Below are 18,331 nucleotides of genomic sequence, written 5' to 3' on the forward strand. Positions count from 1 at the left end.
GACCCTGTCCCGCCTTCCCGAGACCTTCTTGCGGCCCCGCTCGATGCGGTCCTCGCCACGCTTGGGCCGGTACCAAGAGCCCTCCCCATGGCGGGGACGGCTTTGATTATGACCCGGGTTTCAGCGCGTCTGATTGAATTGGATGAGAAAGTTGTAGAGCGTTGAGTTCGTGGGACTCTTTTCGACGAACGCCGGGGATCCACGCTGCTCTATCCCCGTCCGGCTCCTGCTCCTTCTCCCTGGAGGGAGAAGGCAGCCTGCGAAGCAGGTCGGTTGAGGGGTTAGGGACCGAAGACGGCGTGCCGGCACGACGTCAGGCGCCGTCACCCCTCACCCTCCCAGGCTATCGCCTGGGCCCCTCCCTCTCCCCTCCGGGAGAGGGTTTTTGGGGGGGCGATCCCAAGCGTCCGGGAAGCTGAAAACGCCCCCCTCCGGCCCTCTGGGCTGCCTCCCCCAGAGGGGGAGGATCCATTCCGGTTCCTGGCCTTCTAGGCCGCGCCGCCGCTGCGGCGGGCGATGGCGGCGCGGGTGTCGTCTTGGGCCAGGCCCACGAGGCGTTCCATGGCCTGGCGGGCCTGGTCGGGGCGGCTGGCGGCGATGGCGTCGAAGACCTTCCAGTGGTCGGGGATCGGGTCGCGGGCCAGTTCGCGGTCGCGCTGCTTGAAGATGGTGGTCCAGCGCACGGCCGCGCCGATGCTGCTGGACAGGGTGCGCAGCGGCTCGTTGTCGGTGGCCTCGAGCACGGTGTCGTGGAAGTCGCGGTCGGCGGCCCGGCCGGCTTCGGTGGCCAGAGTGTGCTGCTGCATCTGGATCAGCGCCGCGCGCATGCGCTCCAGCTGGTCGTCGTTGCGGCGCTCGGCGGCCAGGGCGGCGGCCGAGGGTTCGACGATCATCCGCAGTTCGTGCAGGCTGGTCAGGAACTCTTCGCTGGGCTCGGCCTCGAAGAACCAGGCCAGGACCTCGGGATCCAGCAGGCTCCAGCGCGAGCGCGGGCTGACGCGGGTGCCGGCCTTGGGACGGCTTTCGACCAGCCCCTTGGCGGCCAGGATGCGGATGGCCTCGCGATAGGCGCTGCGCGAGACGTTCAACTGCTCGCTGGCGTCGATCTCGTTGTTGAGCACGTCGCCCGGCGCGTAGCGGCCCGAGACGATGGCGATGCCGAGCGTGCGCGCGATGGAGCCATGGATGCGGCCGGAGAAGCCTTCCTCGCGCTCGAACTCGCCGTCCGCGCCGCTCACCTTGCCCTTGACCACGCCGCCTCCACAAATCACCGCACGGCGTCGCCGCCGGTTCACGAAGCGACTCTAGCGAGACTAATTGTCTGACGACAAGGAAATTCACCGTCCGGCCAGCCGGCGGGCGCCGTCCAGGCCGTGCTTAAAAGTATGATAAATCAGGTGATAGAAGGGATCACAGAGTTCGGAGGAACGGCCGCCGCCGCGTCCCGAGGGCGGCGTCGAGCGCTGCGATCCGGGTTTGACACGTCCGCGCCGATCGCTATTTGTCTGACTAATTACAGACGAGAGGATCGACCATGTCCCTGCGGTTCGTGCAGCTGAAGACGCCCGACGGCGCCCGCGCCCTGGCGGCGGTGGACGAGACGGGCGCGGCCCGCAAGGTCGGTTCCGCCGACACCCTGTACGCCCTGGGCCAGCTGGCCATCGACAAGGGCGTCAGCCTGGCCGACGCCGCCCAGCCGCTGGGCGAGAGCATCGACGTCGCCGCCGCCCTGGCGGAGGGCCGGGTGCTGGCCCCGATCGATCACGTCGATCCGGCCCACCTGGTCATGACCGGCACCGGCCTGACCCACCTGGGCTCGGCCGAGGGTCGCGACAAGATGCACAAGGCCGCCCAGTCGGGCGAGAACCTGACGGACTCCATGCGGATGTTCCTGATGGGCGTCGAGGGCGGCAAGCCGGCCGACGGCCAGGAAGGCGTGCAGCCGGAATGGTTCTACAAGGGCGACGGCACGCAGCTGGTCGGCCCCGGCCAGCCCCTGACCTCGCCCTCGTTCGCCAAGGACGGCGGCGAGGAGCCCGAGATCGCCGGCGTCTACCTGATCGGTCCGGACGGCGCGCCGCACCGCCTGGGCTTCTGCCTGGCCAACGAGTTCTCCGACCACGTGATCGAGCGCGGCAACTATCTGTGGCTGGCCCACTCGAAGCTGCGCCAGGCGGCGCTGGGCCCGGAGCTGCTGAGCGGCGAGCTGCCGGCCGACGTGCGCGGCGCCAGCCGGATCGTGCGCGGCGGTGAGACCGTGTGGGAAAAGCCCTTCCTGTCGGGCGAGGCCAACATGTCCCACACCATCGCCAACCTGGAGCACCACCACTTCAAGTACGCACTGTTCCGCCGCCCGGGCGACGTGCACGTGCACTTCTTCGGCACGGCCACCCTGTCGTTCTCGGAAGGCTTCCAGACGCAGGTCGGCGACGTGTTCGAGATCGAGGCCGCCCCGTTCGGCCTGCCGGTGCGCAACCCGCTGGCCCAGGACGCGGCGCCGGCCGAGGCGACCGTGACGGTGAAGGCGCTCTGATCCCTCGCTCCTTCACCCGCGCGTCCCCGCTAAGGCGGGGACCCAAGCTGTCTCTCAGGATGTGGCGCGGTCGCAGCTAGGCCCGCAGTCCCGGCTTGGATCCCCGCCTTCGCGGGGATGCTCGGATAAGAGAAGCACGCAGCAAAAAGGCCTCGCACCGCAGGGTGCGAGGCCTTTTCGTTTGGGCGATGGAGAGCGGTGGACCGCTCCCCTCCCCGATCACTCGGCCGGGGCCGACTGGGCTTCGAGGGCGACGGGCTCTTCCTCGGCCGTCACCTTGCTGCCCCACAGGGCGTAGAACAGGACGTAGAGCTCGCAGACGGCCGTGAGCAGGAACGAGATCTGCAGGCCGAACTTGTCGGCCAGTACGCCCTGGACGACCACCAGCGCGCCGCCGGCGATGGCCATGACCAGCAGGCCCGAGCCTTCCTCGGTCAGGGCGCCCAGGCCCTTGATGCCCAGGGTGAAGATGGTCGGGAACATGATCGAGTGGAACAGGCCCACGGCGATCAGGCTCCACATGGCCACCGGGCCGCTGGCGAAGACGGTGATGACCATCACCACGAAGGCCAGGCTGGAGAAGATGGCCAGCACCTTGCCCGGATCGACCTTGCGCATCCAGATGCTGCCGACGAAGCGGCCGACCATCATGCCGCCCCACAGCAGGAACAGGTAGTTCGACGCCTGGGTGTGGGTCAGGTTGCCGATCTTGGGATCGGACACGAAGTTGATGAACAGGTTGGAGACCCCGATCTCGGCGATCAGGTAGATGAAGATCGCCGGGATGCCGAGCACCAGGTTGCGGTGCTTGAGCAGCGAGTGCTTCTTGCGCTCGCCGGCGGCCGCCTTGCGGCTGGCGCCGCCCAGGTCCGGCAGCTTGTAGCGGCCGATCACCACGGCCAGGATGACCAGCACGACGGCGACGATGAGGTAGGGCAGCTGCACCGACTGGGCGTCGGCCAGGCGCTCGGCCTGGGTCAGCACCTTGCCGGCCTCGGCGTTGCCCGAGGCGCTGCGGCTGAGGATCAGGTAGCCGCCGAACAGCGGGGCCAGGGTGGTGCCCATCGAGTTGAAGGCCTGCACCAGGTTCAGGCGCGAGGACGCCGTCTCCGGCGGGCCGACCACGGCCACGTAGGGGTTGGCGGCGACCTGCAGCAAAGTAATGCCCGAAGCGATGATGAACAGCGCCGTCAGCACCACGCCGTAGGACGGGATGCGCGCGGCGGGGATCATCAGGAGCGCGCCGACGGCCATGATCAGCAGGCCCGTGACCATCGACTTCTTGTAGCCGATCGCCTCGATCAGCTTGGCCGACGGGATCGAGGCGAAGAAGTAGGCGATGAACCACACCGACTCGATCAGGGTCGTCTGGGTGTAGGTGAGGTCGAACACCGAGCGCAGGTGCGGCAGCAGGGTGTTGTTGATGACCGTGATGAAGCCCCACATGAAGAAGAGGCTGGCCAGCAGCGTCAGGGCCGAGCGCTGAGCGCGCGGGTCGGCGAGGATGCTGCCGCCTTCCCCGGCGGAGCTGGTGATCGGTGCGGGCATTCCCGGGTCTCCCGTGTGGAGCCGCCGACGTCTTGACGTTGCGCGGCGATTTTTTGTCTGAGTATATGGCGACCCAATGGCCGTCAACGCCGACAGAGAGCGCGAGCGGCCCGCCTGAGAGGAAACCCGATGAAGACCTGGCGCCACGCCCTGCCGAGCCTTGCCCTGTTCGCCGCCGCCGCGGCCGCGCCCCTGGCGGCTCAAAGCGCCGAAATCAGCCGCAAGTCGTTCGGCCAGACGCCGGACGGCCAGGCCGTCGAGGCCATTACCCTGACCAACGGCAAGGGCGTCAGCGCCACCGTCATCACCTATGGCGCGACCCTGCAGGCCCTGATCGCCCCCGACCGCGCGGGCAAGAAGGCCGACATCGTGCTCGGCTACAAGGACGCCGCCGAGTACGTGAAGGCGGCCAACTATTTCGGCGGCTCGGTGGGCCGCTTCGCCAACCGCATCGGCAAGGGCAAGTTCACGCTGGACGGCAAGACCTACCAGCTGGCGCTGAACAACAACGGCGTGGCCGCGCTGCACGGCGGCGTCAAAGGCTTCGACAAGGTGGTCTGGACGGTGGTCGAGGCCAAGGCCGGTCCGGTGGCCTCGGTGACCTTCAAGCACGTCAGCCCCGACGGCGAGGAAGGCTATCCCGGCACGCTGACCGCCACGGCGACCTATGCGCTGGACGAGCAGAACCAGTTGACGGTCACCTACGGCGCCACGACCGACAAGCCGACCATCGTCAACATCACCAACCACGCCCTGTTCAACGTCGCCGGCGAAGGCGCCGCGGAAGGCGCCATGGGCAATGTGCTGACCATCCCCGCCGACGGCTACAGCCCCGTGGACGGCGAGCTGATCCCGACCGGCGAGACGACGCCGGTGGCCGGCACGGTGTTCGACTTCCGCAAGCCCAAGGCCGTGGGCGACCAGATCCGCGACGCCAGTGATCCCCAGATCGTCGCCGGACGCGGCTACGACCACAACTACGTGCTGACGGGCAAGTCGGGCGGCGCCCTGCGGCTGGGCGCGCGGCTGGCCGATCCCAAGAGCGGCCGGGTGCTGGAGATCCTGACCGAGCAGCCGGGCATCCAGTTCTACGCCGGCAACTTCATCGACGGCACGACGATCGGCAAGAGCGGCAAGATCTATCGCCAGGGCGACGGCATCGCGCTGGAGCCGCAGCACTTCCCCGACGCGCCCAACAAGCCGCAGTTCGCGCCTGTGCGGCTGGATCCTGGCCAGACCTACCAGAACAAGATGGTCTTCCGGGTCACCACCCAGAAGTGAGCAAAAAAGAAGCCCGGCGGTTACCCGCCGGGCTTAGTTCATTAGGGAGGAAACGCCCAGGAAGGGCAGAGGCGCTCGCGCCTCACGGGGTTGTAGTTAGCGCTACCAGCTGGGTTTTCAAGCCCCTTCCTGCGAAAAGTGACGCTTTGTCGCAGAACATGTTCACTGAACGCCCTTGGCGAGCGTCTTGAGCGAAACCTTGCCCGCCGCAAGGCCCGGCGCAGTGGCGGTGACGGTCAGCGAGGCCCCCTCGCCGGCCCCGCGCACCAGGGCCGCGGCCTTGCCCTGCCAGGCCTTGCGGGTCGGCGAGGCGAAGGCCGTGTGATCGGTCGGGGCGGCGTTGTCGGCGGCCACGAAGACCCCCGCGCCCGAGACCTGGAAGGTGATGGCGTCCTGGGCCGAGGGCACGACCACGCCCTTGACGTCGACCACCCGGGCCCGGACGAAGGCCAGATCGTCGAAGCCCTTGCCCACCTTGTCGGTCTCGGCGGTCAGCTCGATGCGGGCCGGCTTGCCGGCGGTGCGCAGCGTATCCTCCAGCTTCACCCCGGGATCGCGGCAGGCGGCCTTCACCTCGCCGGGCGCGAAGGTGACGGTCCACTGGCGCGGCGAGGCGTCGGCCGGCAGGGCCTTGGCCCCCAGCCAGCGGCCGTTGAGGGCGACGTCGACGCTGGCGCAGTTGGAATAGACCTCGATGGTCTCCTCGTGCGGCGACAGGTCCTGCGGCGTCCAGTCGTCGAAGATCGCCACCTTGGGCGGCGGGGTGGCGACGGCGACCATGGTCGGCAGGGCCGGCGCGGGACCGGCGCCGTCGGACGAGGGCGGCGGCGCGGCCGGCAGGGCGTTGCGCACCACGTGCAGCACGGACTTTTCGGCCCACCACGAGGCCCGCTGCATGCCGATGATCTTCAGCGCGCCGGTGCGGTCGATGATGCCGGCCGGATTGTCGATATTGGGCCAGCCGCTGCGGTCGGCCTCGCCCAGATAGTCGATGCCGGTCCACAGGAACATGCCCGAATAGGCCGGGTAGTCGCGCACGGCCACCCACGAGGTGCGGGTCTTGCTGTTCTCGGTGCCGACGATGATGCGGGCGGGGTTCTGCTTGTGGGCCGCGATCAGCTCGTTCTCGCGATAGTTCTGGCCGACCACGTCGAGCATGTCGGCGAAACCGTTCTGGTAGTCGCCCGTCACGTTCGGGCGGAACAGGCCCATCGTCACCGGCCGGGTCGGATCGGTGGCGTGCATGACGTTGAGCAGGCTGGTCAGCGCCGCCTTGGCCTGCACCGGATAGGCCGTGTCGTGGATCTCGTTGCCGGCGCTCCAGATGACGATGCTGGGGTGGTTGCGGTCGCGGCGGACCATGTCGCGGGCGTCGCGCTTGTGCCAGTCGCTGAAGAACAGGTGGTAATCGCCGGGCGTCTTGGAGACGTTCCACTGGTCGAACAGCTCGTCCATGACCACGAAGCCCATCTGGTCGCAGAGATCCAGGAAGTCGGGCGACGGCGGGTTGTGGGCGGTGCGGATGGCGTTGACGCCCTGGGCCTTCAGGGCCGCCAGGCGCTGGCGCCAGACGTCCATCGGCACGGCCGCGCCGACCGCGCCGCCGTCCATGTGCAGGGCCACGCCCTTGAGCTTGATGTTCCTGCCGTTCAGCCAGAAGCCGCTGTCGGCCTTGAAGGCCGCTTCACGCACGCCGAAGGGCACGGCCTCGGCGTCGAGGCCCGCCCCGCCCTCGCCCACCACGCGGATCTCGGCGCGATAGAGGTTGGGCGCATCGAGGTCCCACCGCCTGGGCGAGGCGATGTCGAGCGACAGCTTGAGCGTCTCGGTACGCGCTGGATCGATGGACACGGCGGGCACCGCGCCGCGGGCGACCTCCTTGCCGGACGGATCGCGCAGCACGACCTCCAGGCCCGCCCTGGCCGCCGCGTTGGCGTCGTTGACGACGTCGACGGCGATGTCGGCCGTGGCCTTGCCCTCGGCGATCCTGGTGACGCTGACGAAGGCCCCGCCCTGCTCGACATGCTGGGCCGCGCTCTCGATCAGGCGGACCTTGCCGTAGACGCCCGAGCCCGCGTACCAGCGCGACGACGGCGCGTGCTCGGTGTCGGCGCGAACGGCCAGGACGTTGGGGCCATCGGCCTTGATGAAGTCGGTGATGTCGTAGCGCAGGGCCACGTAGCCGCTGGGGCGATGGCCCAGGTGGTGGCCGTTGATCCAGACGCCGCTGCGCTCCATCACGCCGTCGAGCTCGACATAGACCCGACGGCCCGGCGCGGGCGGCTTGACGTCCAGCGCCTTGCGATACCAGCCGATGCCGGTGGGCAGGAAGCCGCCCGCCCCGCCGGCGCGGGCCTTGATGTCGAACGGTCCGGCGATGGCCCAGTCGTGGGGCACCGAAACCTTGGCCCAGGCGTCGTCGTCGAAGGCGGCCGTCTCGGCGCCCTCGGGGTCGCCCTGGAAGAAGGTCCATCCCTCGCCCAGCGGCGTCGTCACCCGATCGGCCGCGAAGGCCGGCAGGGCGCAGAAGCCGAGTACGGCCGCCAGGGCCAGGCGCGAGACGCCGCGCGTCAGGGAATGAGCCATCGTTTTCTCCCTGGGACGCGACGAAACGCTAATCCCATATTTTGATATTTTGTGTCATTTTATGAAAACTCAGACAAAACGCCAGCCCCTCGCAACACTTCGTCTCAATCAGGCTGAACGGTGCGGTGAACCCTTTGCCGAGGGCGGCGTTTGGCAGCGCGAGTTCAGCGTACGAAGGGGTACGACATGCCTGGGGTCGTCGATGTCGTTCCCTGCGAAGGGGGCTGGTGCGTGCGCGTTCACGCCACCGGCGAGGTGCTGCATTTCGCCGGCGGCGGCGAAGCCGAGCGGCGCGCGCGCAAGCTGGCCGCGGACGCGCGCGAGCCCGTGGAGGTGCGGATCCACGATCGTGGCGGACGGCTGGTCGGGCGCTGGGTGGCCCAGGGCGCGGCGGCTTGAGGCCGATCGACAGCCTCTAGCCGCTGTCAAACACGCCGCTCTTCCCCGCGAAGGCGGGGACCCAAGCTGATTTCCAGAATGAAGCGCCGCCGTGGGCTAACCGCGAATGCCGCTTGGATCCCCGCCTTCGCGGGGATGCACGGTTGAAAAAAGCCGGAACCCCGCCGCAGCGGGCCGCCTAGCCTCAGGCGCGCTTGGGCTTCAGCTCGACGATCGGCGCGGGGCTCTCGGCCAGCGCGGCGGCCTTGGCCTTGGCGGCGGCCACGCTGCGGCGCGAGGCGGCGAAGCGCCAGGCGACGACGACGCCGAGCACGGTCAAGGCCACGCCGGCGGCGATGGCCAGGCCCAGCTCGAGGCTGACGCCCGACAGGCTGCGGGCGGCCAGGTAGCCGGGCGCCAGCAGGCTGGCGATCCAGACCAGGGCCGACAGGAAGTTGGCCGTCTGGAAGGTCCACGACTTCATCTGCAGGATGCCGGCCATGATCGGCACGAAGGCCCGCAGCGGGCCGAAGAAGCGGCCGATGAAGATCGAGGCGACCCCGAAACGGCGGTTGAACAGGCGCGTGCGGGCGATGGTGCGGCGATGGTCGCGGAAAGCCGGAATGCGCAGGACGCGCGGACCCAGGCGACGACCCAGGGCGTAGGACACCGCATCGCCCAGCACCGCGCCGATGGTGCACCACAGGAGCACTTCAAACGGATCGAGCACGCCGCCGCCGATCAGGGTGCCGGCCAGCAGCATCAGGGCGGTCGCGGGCACGAAGGCGCCGATCAGGACGAGGGATTCGGCGAAGGTAAGGGCCCCAAGGATCAAGCCCGCCCAGCTCTGGTGCTCGGTGACGAAAGCGGCGACGGATTGAAGCAAGTTGTCCATGGGGGTCCTTCGAGCCCCCACATGGAGATCAAGCCGCCGCGCCGCCAGAGCGTTGCGCGCCGTTGCGTCAATTAAACCCGACTGTGCCCCGGATGTCGCACCTTTGGGGACAACTTCGGGACGAGCCGTGCCGAAACGGCGCCGTCCCCCTGCCCCAGGGCCGCGGCTCGATCGAAAGCCCAAGGAGACTTGTCATCCCGGCCGAAGGAGCGCGTCAGCGGTCCGTAGAGCCGGGATCTCCCACGCCCGCCGGATCGGAACGGTGGGAGATCCCGGCGCTCCGCTTCGCTGCGGCCGGGATGACAAGCTCAAGGGGGTAAAGAGTGGTCAGCGCGTGAACATCCCCTCCCCTAGAACCTCACGCGCAGGTTCAGGCCGGCGGCCTGGTTGCTGGTGCGGTCGCCGAACTCGGTGGTGTAGTTGAACTTCACCGAGACCTTGTCGTCGCCGATCACATGGAAGTCGACGCCCGCGCGCCAGCCCGAGCGGTCGAGCGCCGTGCGGATCTGGGCCGGGTCGGACGAGGCGTTGGCCCCCATCAGCTGGAACGGCATCTGGATCTTGTCGGTCGAGTTGAACAGGCCGCCGACGGTGAACGACACCGCCGCCTGGCTGCGCGCCGTCTCCTTCATGACGAAGCCCAGGGTCAGCTCGGGATTGGCCGTGCCGATCCACTGGGTGTCGGAAAGGCCGCGCGCGCCCATGCCGTCCAGCCCGCGCTCCTCGAAGCGGCGCTGGTGCAGGCCCGTGCCCCAGACGTTGAGCGCGGGGCGCACGAACAGGCGCCCGTTCTCCATAACGTAGGCGAAGCGGGCGTCGGCGCGCACATAGCCGCTTTCCGGATCGGACTGGGCCCGGCCGATGGTGAAGACGTCGACGAGGCGCGCGGTCTCCATCCACTGCCAGCCGCCCGCCAGCGAGAAGGCCATCTCGGCCCCGCCCGAGCGGCGCTTGAAGCCCGCCCCGGCGCTGAAGCCCTGGCCCTGCGACCAGGAGCGGCCGCCGTCGACGATGACCCGATCGAGACGCTCGTAGCCCACGGCGGTGGCGAACGACCAGCCGCCGTCCAGCGACTGCTCGAAGCCGCCGCGCAGGCGGCCGCCCTCGGCCTTGACGGCCAGGGTGTCGGCGTCGCGCTCGCCGTCGGCGGTCGCGCGCTCGATCACCGCCCAGCTGCACTTGCCGTCGACCTGCAGGGTCGGGTTGGCGCAGCCGAACAGCTGTTGCGAGAAGCCGTTGGCAGAGGCCAGCTGGCTGCGCAGCGGGGCCAGGTGCGGTTCGGGATTGAGGTTGGCGAAGATCGCCTTGTAGGCGGCCTCCTGCCCGACCTGCAGGTTGCCGATCAGCGCCATCAGGCGACCGATGCCGCCGGAGTCGCCCACGGCGATCGCCGAGTTCATGTGCTTGCCCAGCGCCCGCTCGTTCAGGGCCAGGAAGCCCTGGTCGAAGTGGGTGTCGAAGGCCAGCTGCACGGCGCCGCCGCTGGTCTGGATGCGATAGTCCATGGCCAGGGTGTCGGTGACCTTGAAGCCGTTGTCGGTCACCGAGCCGCCCGCCGAGAACAGGGTCACGGGCTTGGCGTCCTGCAGCCAGGTCAGGGTGACGTCGCCGGTCCCCGCCAAGGCCACGTCGCCGGTGACGTCGACGCGGTCGGAGGCGTAGGGCCCGAAGGCGACGTCGAACACCGAGCGGCCGCTCGCCGTCTGCACGAAGTGGCCGTCGAGGGCGACGGTGTTGATCACCCGCGCGCCGTAATAGGCGTTGGTCTTCGCATCGCCCGCGCCGTCGAGGTTGGCGAAGGTCGCGCCGTTCGCCAGGTCGATCGGCACGCGCGAGGCCGACAGGCCCATCAGGAAGTCGCCGCTGTTGGTGAAGGTCGCAGCGCCGCCCGGCACCGCCTGGGCCGAGACGCCCAGGGTCGAGATCCCGCCGCCCGAGGACGACAGCGGACCGGTTCCGGCCGGATCGCGCAGATCGATGGTCCTGAAGGCCATGAAGGCCGCGCCGGTCTGGTTGTCGAAGGCGTTGGTCCCCGCGCCCAGGTCGATGTCGCCGATGACGACCCCGCGGTTGTCGACCCGCTCGTCGCCCTGGCCCGAGACGATGGCCTTGCCCGAGACGGCCGAGATCAGGCCGGTATTGGCCAGGCCGTTGGTCGCGCCGCCGCTGATCTGCACGCCGACGCCGGTTCCAGAGCCGCCGCGCACCGAGCCGGTGGTGCGCAGGGCGATGTCGCCCGCCCCGTTCGCGCCCAGGCTCTGGGCGAAGACGGCGGTGGAGTTCGCGCCGCCCGCATAGACCTGGCCCGAGAGCACGAGATCGATCGCCCCGCCCGCGCCGGCGCCGCCGGCCGCGCCGGCGAACTTGCCGTCGACCCAGCCGCCGCCGCCGCCCAGGCTCTGGGCGACCACGCCGAAGGCTGCGTCGCCGATGGCGAAGATGTCGCCGGTCTGGCGGAAGTCGACATGACCGCCGTCGCCGACGCCGCCGGCGTTCAGCGCCACGGTCGAGGCCGACGAGCCGCCGAAGGCCGCGCCGCCGCCGCCGCCGATCGACTGCAGGAAGACGGCGTGCGCGCCGGCGCCGGCCGTCTGGATCGCGCCGCTGTTGGTCAGCACGACGTCGCCGCCGTCGCCGGTCGCGCCGCCGGTTCCGCCCAGGGTGACCGAAAGCTTGGGCGAGCCGGTGACGTGCACCTCGCCGCCGCCCGCGCCGATCGACTGGGCGACAAGGCCCAGGGCATGGTCGCCCAGGGTGGTGAGGCCGCCGGTGAAGGCGCCCGTGACGCCGCCGCCGGAGAGGCCAGAGCCGCCCTGCGCGCCCAGCGCCGCGACGACGCTCGCGCCGCTGGAGCCGGCGCCCGACAGGTTGAGGCCCGCCGAGCCGCCGCCGCCGCCGATCGACTGCAGGATCGCGCCCGAGGCGCTGGCCGCCGTGGTGGTGACCGCGCCGCCCTGGATGCGCGAGACGCCGCCGCCGGCCGCGTCGACCTGGTTGGCTCCGCCCAGGGTCAGGGTCGTGGTTCCCAGCAGGGCCCCAGCCGGAACCGTGACATCGCCGTTGGCGCGGCCGCCGCCGCCGCCGACCGACTGGGCCAGCACGCCGGCGGTGTTGACGCCGGTGGTGACGATCTGGCCGGCATGCTCGCTGACGATGGCTCCGCCGCCCACGTTCCGGCCGCCCGAGCCGCCGAGGCCCAGCTGGACCTGGGTGGCCACCGGGGCGTCGACATTGACCTCGTCGAGCTGGCCCGAGAGCAGCAGCTTGAGGTCGACCGCGCCGCCGCCGCCGCCGATCGACTGGGCGAACGAGGCCACGCCGTTCTTGCCCGCCGCGCCGAACGTGCCGGTGGTCTTGATCGTGACCAGGCCGCCGGCCGCGCCGGTGACGTTCTCGGCGCCGGCCTTGGCGACGACCATCGGGTCGACGCGGCCGGTCGAGCCGTCGGGCTTGAGATAGGGCTGCCCCGGCAGGCCGGTGATGCCCGAGAAGTCGAGGCTGAGCGTGCCGCCGCCGCCGTTGATGCTCTCGGCCTTGATGGCCATGGCCCCATCGCCGAGCACGGTGATGTCGCCCGAGTGGTTGACGGTGACCGCCCCGCCCTGCCCGCCCGAGCCGCCGCCGACGGCGCCGACCGTGGCGGCCAGGGCGTTGGACAGGATCAGGCTCTTGGCCTCGCCGGTCAGGCTGAAGCCCATCTGGGCGTCGCCGCCGCCGCCGCCGATGCTCTGGGCCACGATGCCGTGGGCCCGGGCGCCGGTGGTCAGGATGCGGCCGCTGTTGGTGACGATCACCTCGCCGCCGTCTCCGCCGTCGCCGCCGATCCCGCCCAGCGAGACGAGCGGCGCGTTGGAAAGCGCGCCGATCAGCAGGTTGGCGGCGATGACCATGCCGCCGTTGCCGCCGCCGCCGCCGATCGACTGGGCCAGCACACCATAAGCGTCCGCCCCCGTGGTCTGGATCAGGCCGGCGTTGTCGACCACGACCTTGCCGGCGGTGTTGCCGGTTCCGCCGAAGCCGCCGATGTTGAGGCCGACCGAGGCGCTGCTCTCGCCGCTCTTCAGGGCGGTCAACGACAGGATGGTCGAGCCGTTGCCGCCGCCGCCGCCCAGGCTCTGGGCGAAGACGCCGTAGGCGCGCTCGCCGGCGGTCGAGATCGTGCCGCTGTCCTTGACGCCGGCCACGGCGCGGTTGGTCACGGTGACGTCGCCGCCCGTGCCGCCGTCGCCGCCGGAGCCGCCGATGTTCATGACGTAGCGGTGGCTCTGCTTGTCGGCCCCGGCATAGCCGCCGACCACCTCGGCGACGATGCCGCCGTCGCCGCCGCCGCCGCCGATGCTGTTGGCCGAAATGCCGGCCGCGCCGCGGCCTTCGGTGACGATCAGGCCGGTGTTGAGCACCTCGACCTTGCCGCCGGCGCCGCCGGTTCCGCCCGAGCCGCCGATGTTGAGGTCGAAGGAGTCGTTGCTGCGCGTGCCCTGGGCGCGGACGTTGAGGACCGCGCCGCCGATGCCGCCGCCGCCGCCGATCGACTGGGCGCGAATGCCGAAGGCGTCGTCGCCCTTGGTGTAGACGACGCCGCTGCTCTTGACCTCGACCGCGCCGCCGGCCGCGCCGGAGCCGCCGGAACCGCCGACGCTGACCGTGGCGGTGCGGGTGGTCGTGCCAGACGGCGCGCCGCCGACCTGGAACTGCAGGGTGCGGGCCATGCCGCCAAGGCCGCCGCCGCCGCCGATCGACTGGGCCAGCACGCCGTCGGAGCGCTCGCCCTCGGTGACGATGGTCGCGGCGGTGTCGACCGTGACCTTGCCGGACAGGGCGCCGACCCCGCCCTTGCCGCCGACCGCGACGCCGGCCGCGCCCGAGGCCCGGACGATGGTGGTCGCCGCCGCGCCGCCGGCCCCGCCGCCGCCGCCGATGCTCTGGGCGAAGATCCCGCGGGAGTCGTCGCCGCGCGTGGTCAGAGCGCCCTTGGCGCCGACCGTGACGTCGCCGCCCTCGGCCCCGAAGCCGCCGTCCAGGCCGATGCTGAGCGAGCCGCTGAACGACTCGGCGTTGGCGCCCTGGCCGCGCGTGCCGTTGGCGCCGACGGTGATGGCGCTGGACGCCCCGCCGCCGCCGCCGATGCTCTGGGCGAATATCGCCGAGGAATCCGCGCCGGTGGTGTCGATCGTGCCGTCCGACGAGACCTTCACGTCGCCGCCCAGGCCGCCCATGCCGCCGATGCGGCCGATGGTGATGCTGACCGCGTTCTTGTTCAGCGCGCCCATGGCCATGTCGAAGCCGGCGTTGCCGCCGCCGCCGCCGATCGACTGGGCGCGCAGGCCCACCGAGTTGTCGCCCTTGGTGACGATCGTCCCCACGTGGTCGACCTCGACCTCGCCGCCGTCGCCGGCCGCGCCGGTGGCGCCGCCGATGGCCATGTTCAGCGCGTTGGCGTTCCTGAGCACGCCGGCGCCGATGTTGAAGTTGCCCGAGCCGCCGCCGCCGCCGACGCTCTGGGCGATCAGGCCGTCGCTGTAGGCGCCGTCGGTGACGATGTTGCCCGCGTGGGCGACGTCGACCTTCTTGCCCGAGCCCGCGCCCGCGCCGTCGCCGCCGACGGTGATGATGGCGGCCACCGGGTTTTCGGCCTTGTTGGCCACGGTGGCGGCGATGGTAAAGTTCATCCCGGCCGAGCCGCCGCCGCCGCCCACGCTTTGGGCCACCAGGCCGTCGGAGTCGTAGCCGAAGGTGCGGATCAGGTGGGCGTCGACCGAGCCGTCGTCGACGTAGCCGCGCACGACGGTGACTGTGCCGGCGTCGCCGCCCGAACCGCCCGAACCGCCGATGCCCAGGGCGACCGGATTGCCGGAGGGCGCGATGGCGCCGGTGGCGCTGACGCCGCCCACCCCGCCGCCGCCGCCGATCGACTGGACCATTATGCCCTTGGCGCCGCCGGTGAAGTCGACGGCCTCGAGGGTATCCTCGCCGGCCGCCGCATTGGCCTTCAGACGGGCGTTGACGATGACGTCGCCGAGGCTGTCCAGCGAGACGTTCCCCGCGTCGGCGCCGGTCCCGCCCTTGCCGCCGACCCCGACGGCGATGGCGAAGCCGTTCGAGGACGAGGTCGACTTGCCCATGTTGACGTCGGCCGCGACGTTGAGGCCGCCCGAGCCGCCGCCGCCGGCGACGCTCTGGACCAGGACGCCGATGGCGTCGACGCCCTCGACCCAGACCTGGCCGTTCTGGGCGACCTTGACGTCGCCGCTGATGTTGCCCGCGCCGCCGAAGCCGCCGAGGCCGAAGACGATCGAGGGCTCTTCGTTGGAGGTGTCGGCGCTGATCCCGCCGGAGATGTTGATGCCGCCCGCGCCGCCGCCGCCGCCGATCGACTGGGCCATCAGGCCGCGCGACCGATCGCCGGCCGCGAACAGGTTGGCCGTGACGTCGGCCTCGACGTCCTTGCCCTTGCCGCCGTCGCCGCCGAAGCCGCCGACGCCCGCGACGAGTTGGCCGTCCATGGACAGGCCGCCCGAGACGTTGATGCCGCCCGCGCCGCCGCCGCCGCCGATCGACTGCGCCACGGCCGCATAGCGGTCGTCGCCCACGGCGGTGACCTGAACGTAGTCGGCGGTGGGACCGGCGATGGTCAGGTCGACCTTGCCGGCGTCGCCGCCCTTGCCGCCGAAGCCGCCGACGCCGAGCGAGATCGACCGGCTGGTCGAGGAGCCGCCGGGCTTGGTCAGCGACAGCTGGCCGGTGACGTTGAGCCCGCCCGCGCCGCCGCCGCCGCCCACGCTCTGGGCCATCACGCCGTTGGAGCCGTTCAGGCGCGTGCGGTCTGCGGCGATGGTGAACTCGAAGTCCCCGCCGAACAGCGGGATCTTGACCACCTGCTCGGGCGTGGTGACGTCGGACTCCAGGCCCTGGGCCCAGACGTTGCCCGTGACGCTGGCCTTGACGTCGCCCGCCTGGCCGCCGTCGCCGCCGAAGCCGCCAAGGCCGAAGCCGAAGCTGCCGGCCGATCCCTTGGTGGTCGCCGACAGGCCGCCGGCGACATTGATCCCGCCCTGGCCGCCGCCGCCGGCGATGCTCTGAGCGATGATCCCGTCGGAATTGGCGCCGTCGGTGAGGGTGTCGCCGACGCGGGTCAGGGTCACCGCGCCAGAGGCGCCGCCCTTGCCGCCGAAGCCGCCGATGCCGACCGAGCCGGTCCCGGCCGTGCCGGCGCTGACCGCCACCGCGCCCGAGACGTTGAGACCGCCCGAGCCGCCGCCGCCGCCGATCGACTGGGCCACCACGCCGTCGGCCTCGTCGCCCGAGGTCTGGTAGCGGCCGGTGACCGTGCCCGTGACGTCCTTGCCGGCGCCCGCGCCGCCGCCGAAGCCGCCAACGCCCAGGCCGATGGCCACCGCGGCGTTGTTGCCGGCCGACAGGGCGACCGAGCCGCTGACATTGATGCCGCCGTTGCCGCCGCCGCCGCCCAGGCTCTGCAGCATGGCGCCGAACGAGCCGTCGCCTTCGGTGGTGACGTCGCCGGAGAGCAAGCCCTTGACCACGTCGGCGTCGCCGCCGCCGCCGCCGAAGCCGCCCAGGCCGAACCCGATGGCGCCGTTGGCGCCTTGCGAGGCGCTGACCAGGCCCGTGACGTTGAAGCCGCCCGAGCCGCCGCCGCCGCCCACGCTCTGCAGCAAAACGCCGTGGGCGTCGTCGCCCTTGGTCCAGACGTTCCCCTTCACAAAGGCGTCGACCTCGCCGGCCTTGCCGCCGTCGCCGCCGAAGCCGCCGACCCCGACGCCCAGCGTGCCGGTTCCGCCGCCGCTGGAGGCCAGGCTGACGCCGCCGGTGACGTTGAAGGCGCCCGCGCCGCCGCCGCCGCCCAGGCTCTGGTAGCTGACCCCGAACGCGCGATCGCCCGTCGTGACGACGTCGCCGGTGACGCCGCCGTCGACCTTGCCCGCGCCGCCGCCCGTGCCGCCGAAGCCGCCCACGCCGACCAGGATGTTGCCCGCGCCGGTCTTGGCCGCCGCGAAGCCGCCGGTGACGTTGAAGCCGCCGCTGCCGCCGCCGCCGCCGACGCTCTGGACCAGCACGCCCGAGGCGTCGTCGCCCTTGGTGCCGACGTCGCCGGTGACCTTGCCGGTCACGGCCTTGCCGTCACCGCCCTTTTCGCCGCCGCCGCCGACGCCGACCCCGATGTTGCCCGCGCCGGTCTTGGCCGCCGAGAAGCCGCCGGCGATCGTGAAGCCGCCGTCGCCGCCGCCGCCGCCCACGCTCTGGGCGACGATGGCGCGCGCGCCCTTGCCCTCGGTGACCGCCGCGATCAGGTCGCCCAGCGGATCGGCGACGCCGTCATTGACCTTGAGGGTGACCTTGTCGGCGTCGCCGCCCTTGCCGCCCGAACCGCCGACGGCGACGCTGAGCGTGCCTGCGCCGTTGGCCGACAGGGCGATGCCCGCCGCGACCGAGAAGCCGCCGCTGCCGCCGCCGCCGCCCACGCTTTGGGCGATGATGGCGTCGCTGCGCGCGCCCTTGGTGGCGGTCGTTCCGATGACGTCGAGACGGACCTCGCCGCCCTTGCCGCCGTCGCCGCCGCTGCCGCCGACGCCGACGCTGATCCCGCCGGCCGCCGTGGCCGCGCCGCCGATCGAGCCGGAGACGTTGAAGCCGCCGCTGCCGCCGCCGCCGCCGATGCTCTGGGCCACGACGCCGTCGGCGTCCGCGCCCTCGGTCAGGGTGTCGCCGGTCATCTTGCCGACCACCAGCATGCCGTCGCCGCCGCCGCCGCCCGCGCCGCCGACGCCGACCGAGATCCCCGCGCCGGCCGTCTGGGCCACGCCGATCGAGCCGGAGACGTTGAAGCCGCCCGAGCCGCCGCCGCCGCCCACGCTCTGCACCAGCAGGCCGCCGGACTGGTCGCCCTTGGTGTGGATGTCGCCCTCGACCTCGCCGTCGGCGGTCCCGGCGTTGCCGCCCTTGCCGCCCGAGCCGCCGACGCCGACCGAGACCCCGACGCCGGCCGTGCCGCCGCCGCCGATCGAGCCGGCGACGTTGAAGCCGCCGCTGCCGCCGCCGCCGCCCACGCTCTGGACGATCACGGCCGTCGAGCGCTTGCCGCTGGTGGAGAC

The 18,331-nt window shown here is 71.5% G+C and carries 8 protein-coding genes; 3 read left to right on the forward strand and 5 right to left on the reverse strand.

All coding sequences use genetic code 11. The annotated features are described in order from the left end of the window. Positions 1-488: 488 nt before the first annotated feature. Positions 489-1,253 carry a FadR/GntR family transcriptional regulator gene (locus AC1DCG_RS22770; RefSeq protein WP_477037135.1) on the reverse strand — a complete coding sequence of 255 codons (765 nt, stop codon included), beginning with the start codon at positions 1,251-1,253 and terminating at the stop codon, positions 489-491. Positions 1,254-1,534: 281 nt separating this feature from the next. On the opposite strand from AC1DCG_RS22770, the gene araD1 reads away from it, so the two are divergent. Further along, on the forward strand, positions 1,535-2,533 hold the full coding sequence (gene araD1 / locus AC1DCG_RS22775; protein ID WP_477030292.1) for an AraD1 family protein: 999 nt from the start codon (positions 1,535-1,537) through the stop codon (positions 2,531-2,533). Between the two features lie 219 nt (positions 2,534-2,752). Here araD1 and AC1DCG_RS22780 read toward each other — a convergent pair whose 3' ends face one another. Then, positions 2,753-4,081, reverse strand: coding sequence for a sugar MFS transporter (locus AC1DCG_RS22780; RefSeq protein WP_477030293.1), 1,329 nt, complete (start codon positions 4,079-4,081; stop codon positions 2,753-2,755). A gap of 129 nt (positions 4,082-4,210) precedes the next feature. Between AC1DCG_RS22780 and AC1DCG_RS22785 the strand changes: the two genes are divergently transcribed. Further along, positions 4,211-5,362, forward strand: coding sequence for an aldose epimerase family protein (locus AC1DCG_RS22785; RefSeq protein ID WP_477030294.1), 1,152 nt, complete (start codon positions 4,211-4,213; stop codon positions 5,360-5,362). Between the two features lie 162 nt (positions 5,363-5,524). Here the strand turns inward: AC1DCG_RS22785 and AC1DCG_RS22790 are convergent, their stop codons facing one another. Beyond that, positions 5,525-7,948 carry a glycoside hydrolase family 2 TIM barrel-domain containing protein gene (locus AC1DCG_RS22790; protein ID WP_477037136.1) on the reverse strand — a complete coding sequence of 808 codons (2,424 nt, stop codon included), beginning with the start codon at positions 7,946-7,948 and terminating at the stop codon, positions 5,525-5,527. A gap of 186 nt (positions 7,949-8,134) precedes the next feature. Here AC1DCG_RS22790 and AC1DCG_RS22795 point away from each other — a divergent pair, with 186 nt between their 5' ends. Continuing rightward, on the forward strand, positions 8,135-8,347 hold the full coding sequence (locus AC1DCG_RS22795) for a DUF2188 domain-containing protein (protein ID WP_165255119.1): 213 nt from the start codon (positions 8,135-8,137) through the stop codon (positions 8,345-8,347). A gap of 184 nt (positions 8,348-8,531) precedes the next feature. Here the strand turns inward: AC1DCG_RS22795 and AC1DCG_RS22800 are convergent, their stop codons facing one another. After that, the gene (locus tag AC1DCG_RS22800) at positions 8,532-9,221 is read right to left on the reverse strand and encodes a DedA family protein (protein ID WP_165255118.1); all 690 of its coding nucleotides are present in this window, start codon (positions 9,219-9,221) and stop codon (positions 8,532-8,534) included. Positions 9,222-9,571: 350 nt separating this feature from the next. Continuing rightward, on the reverse strand, positions 9,572-18,301 hold the full coding sequence (locus AC1DCG_RS22805) for a hypothetical protein (protein ID WP_477041688.1): 8,730 nt from the start codon (positions 18,299-18,301) through the stop codon (positions 9,572-9,574). Between the last annotated feature and the right edge of the window lie 30 nt (positions 18,302-18,331).

It is taken from the genome of Caulobacter sp. 10L414 (assembly GCF_056395525.1).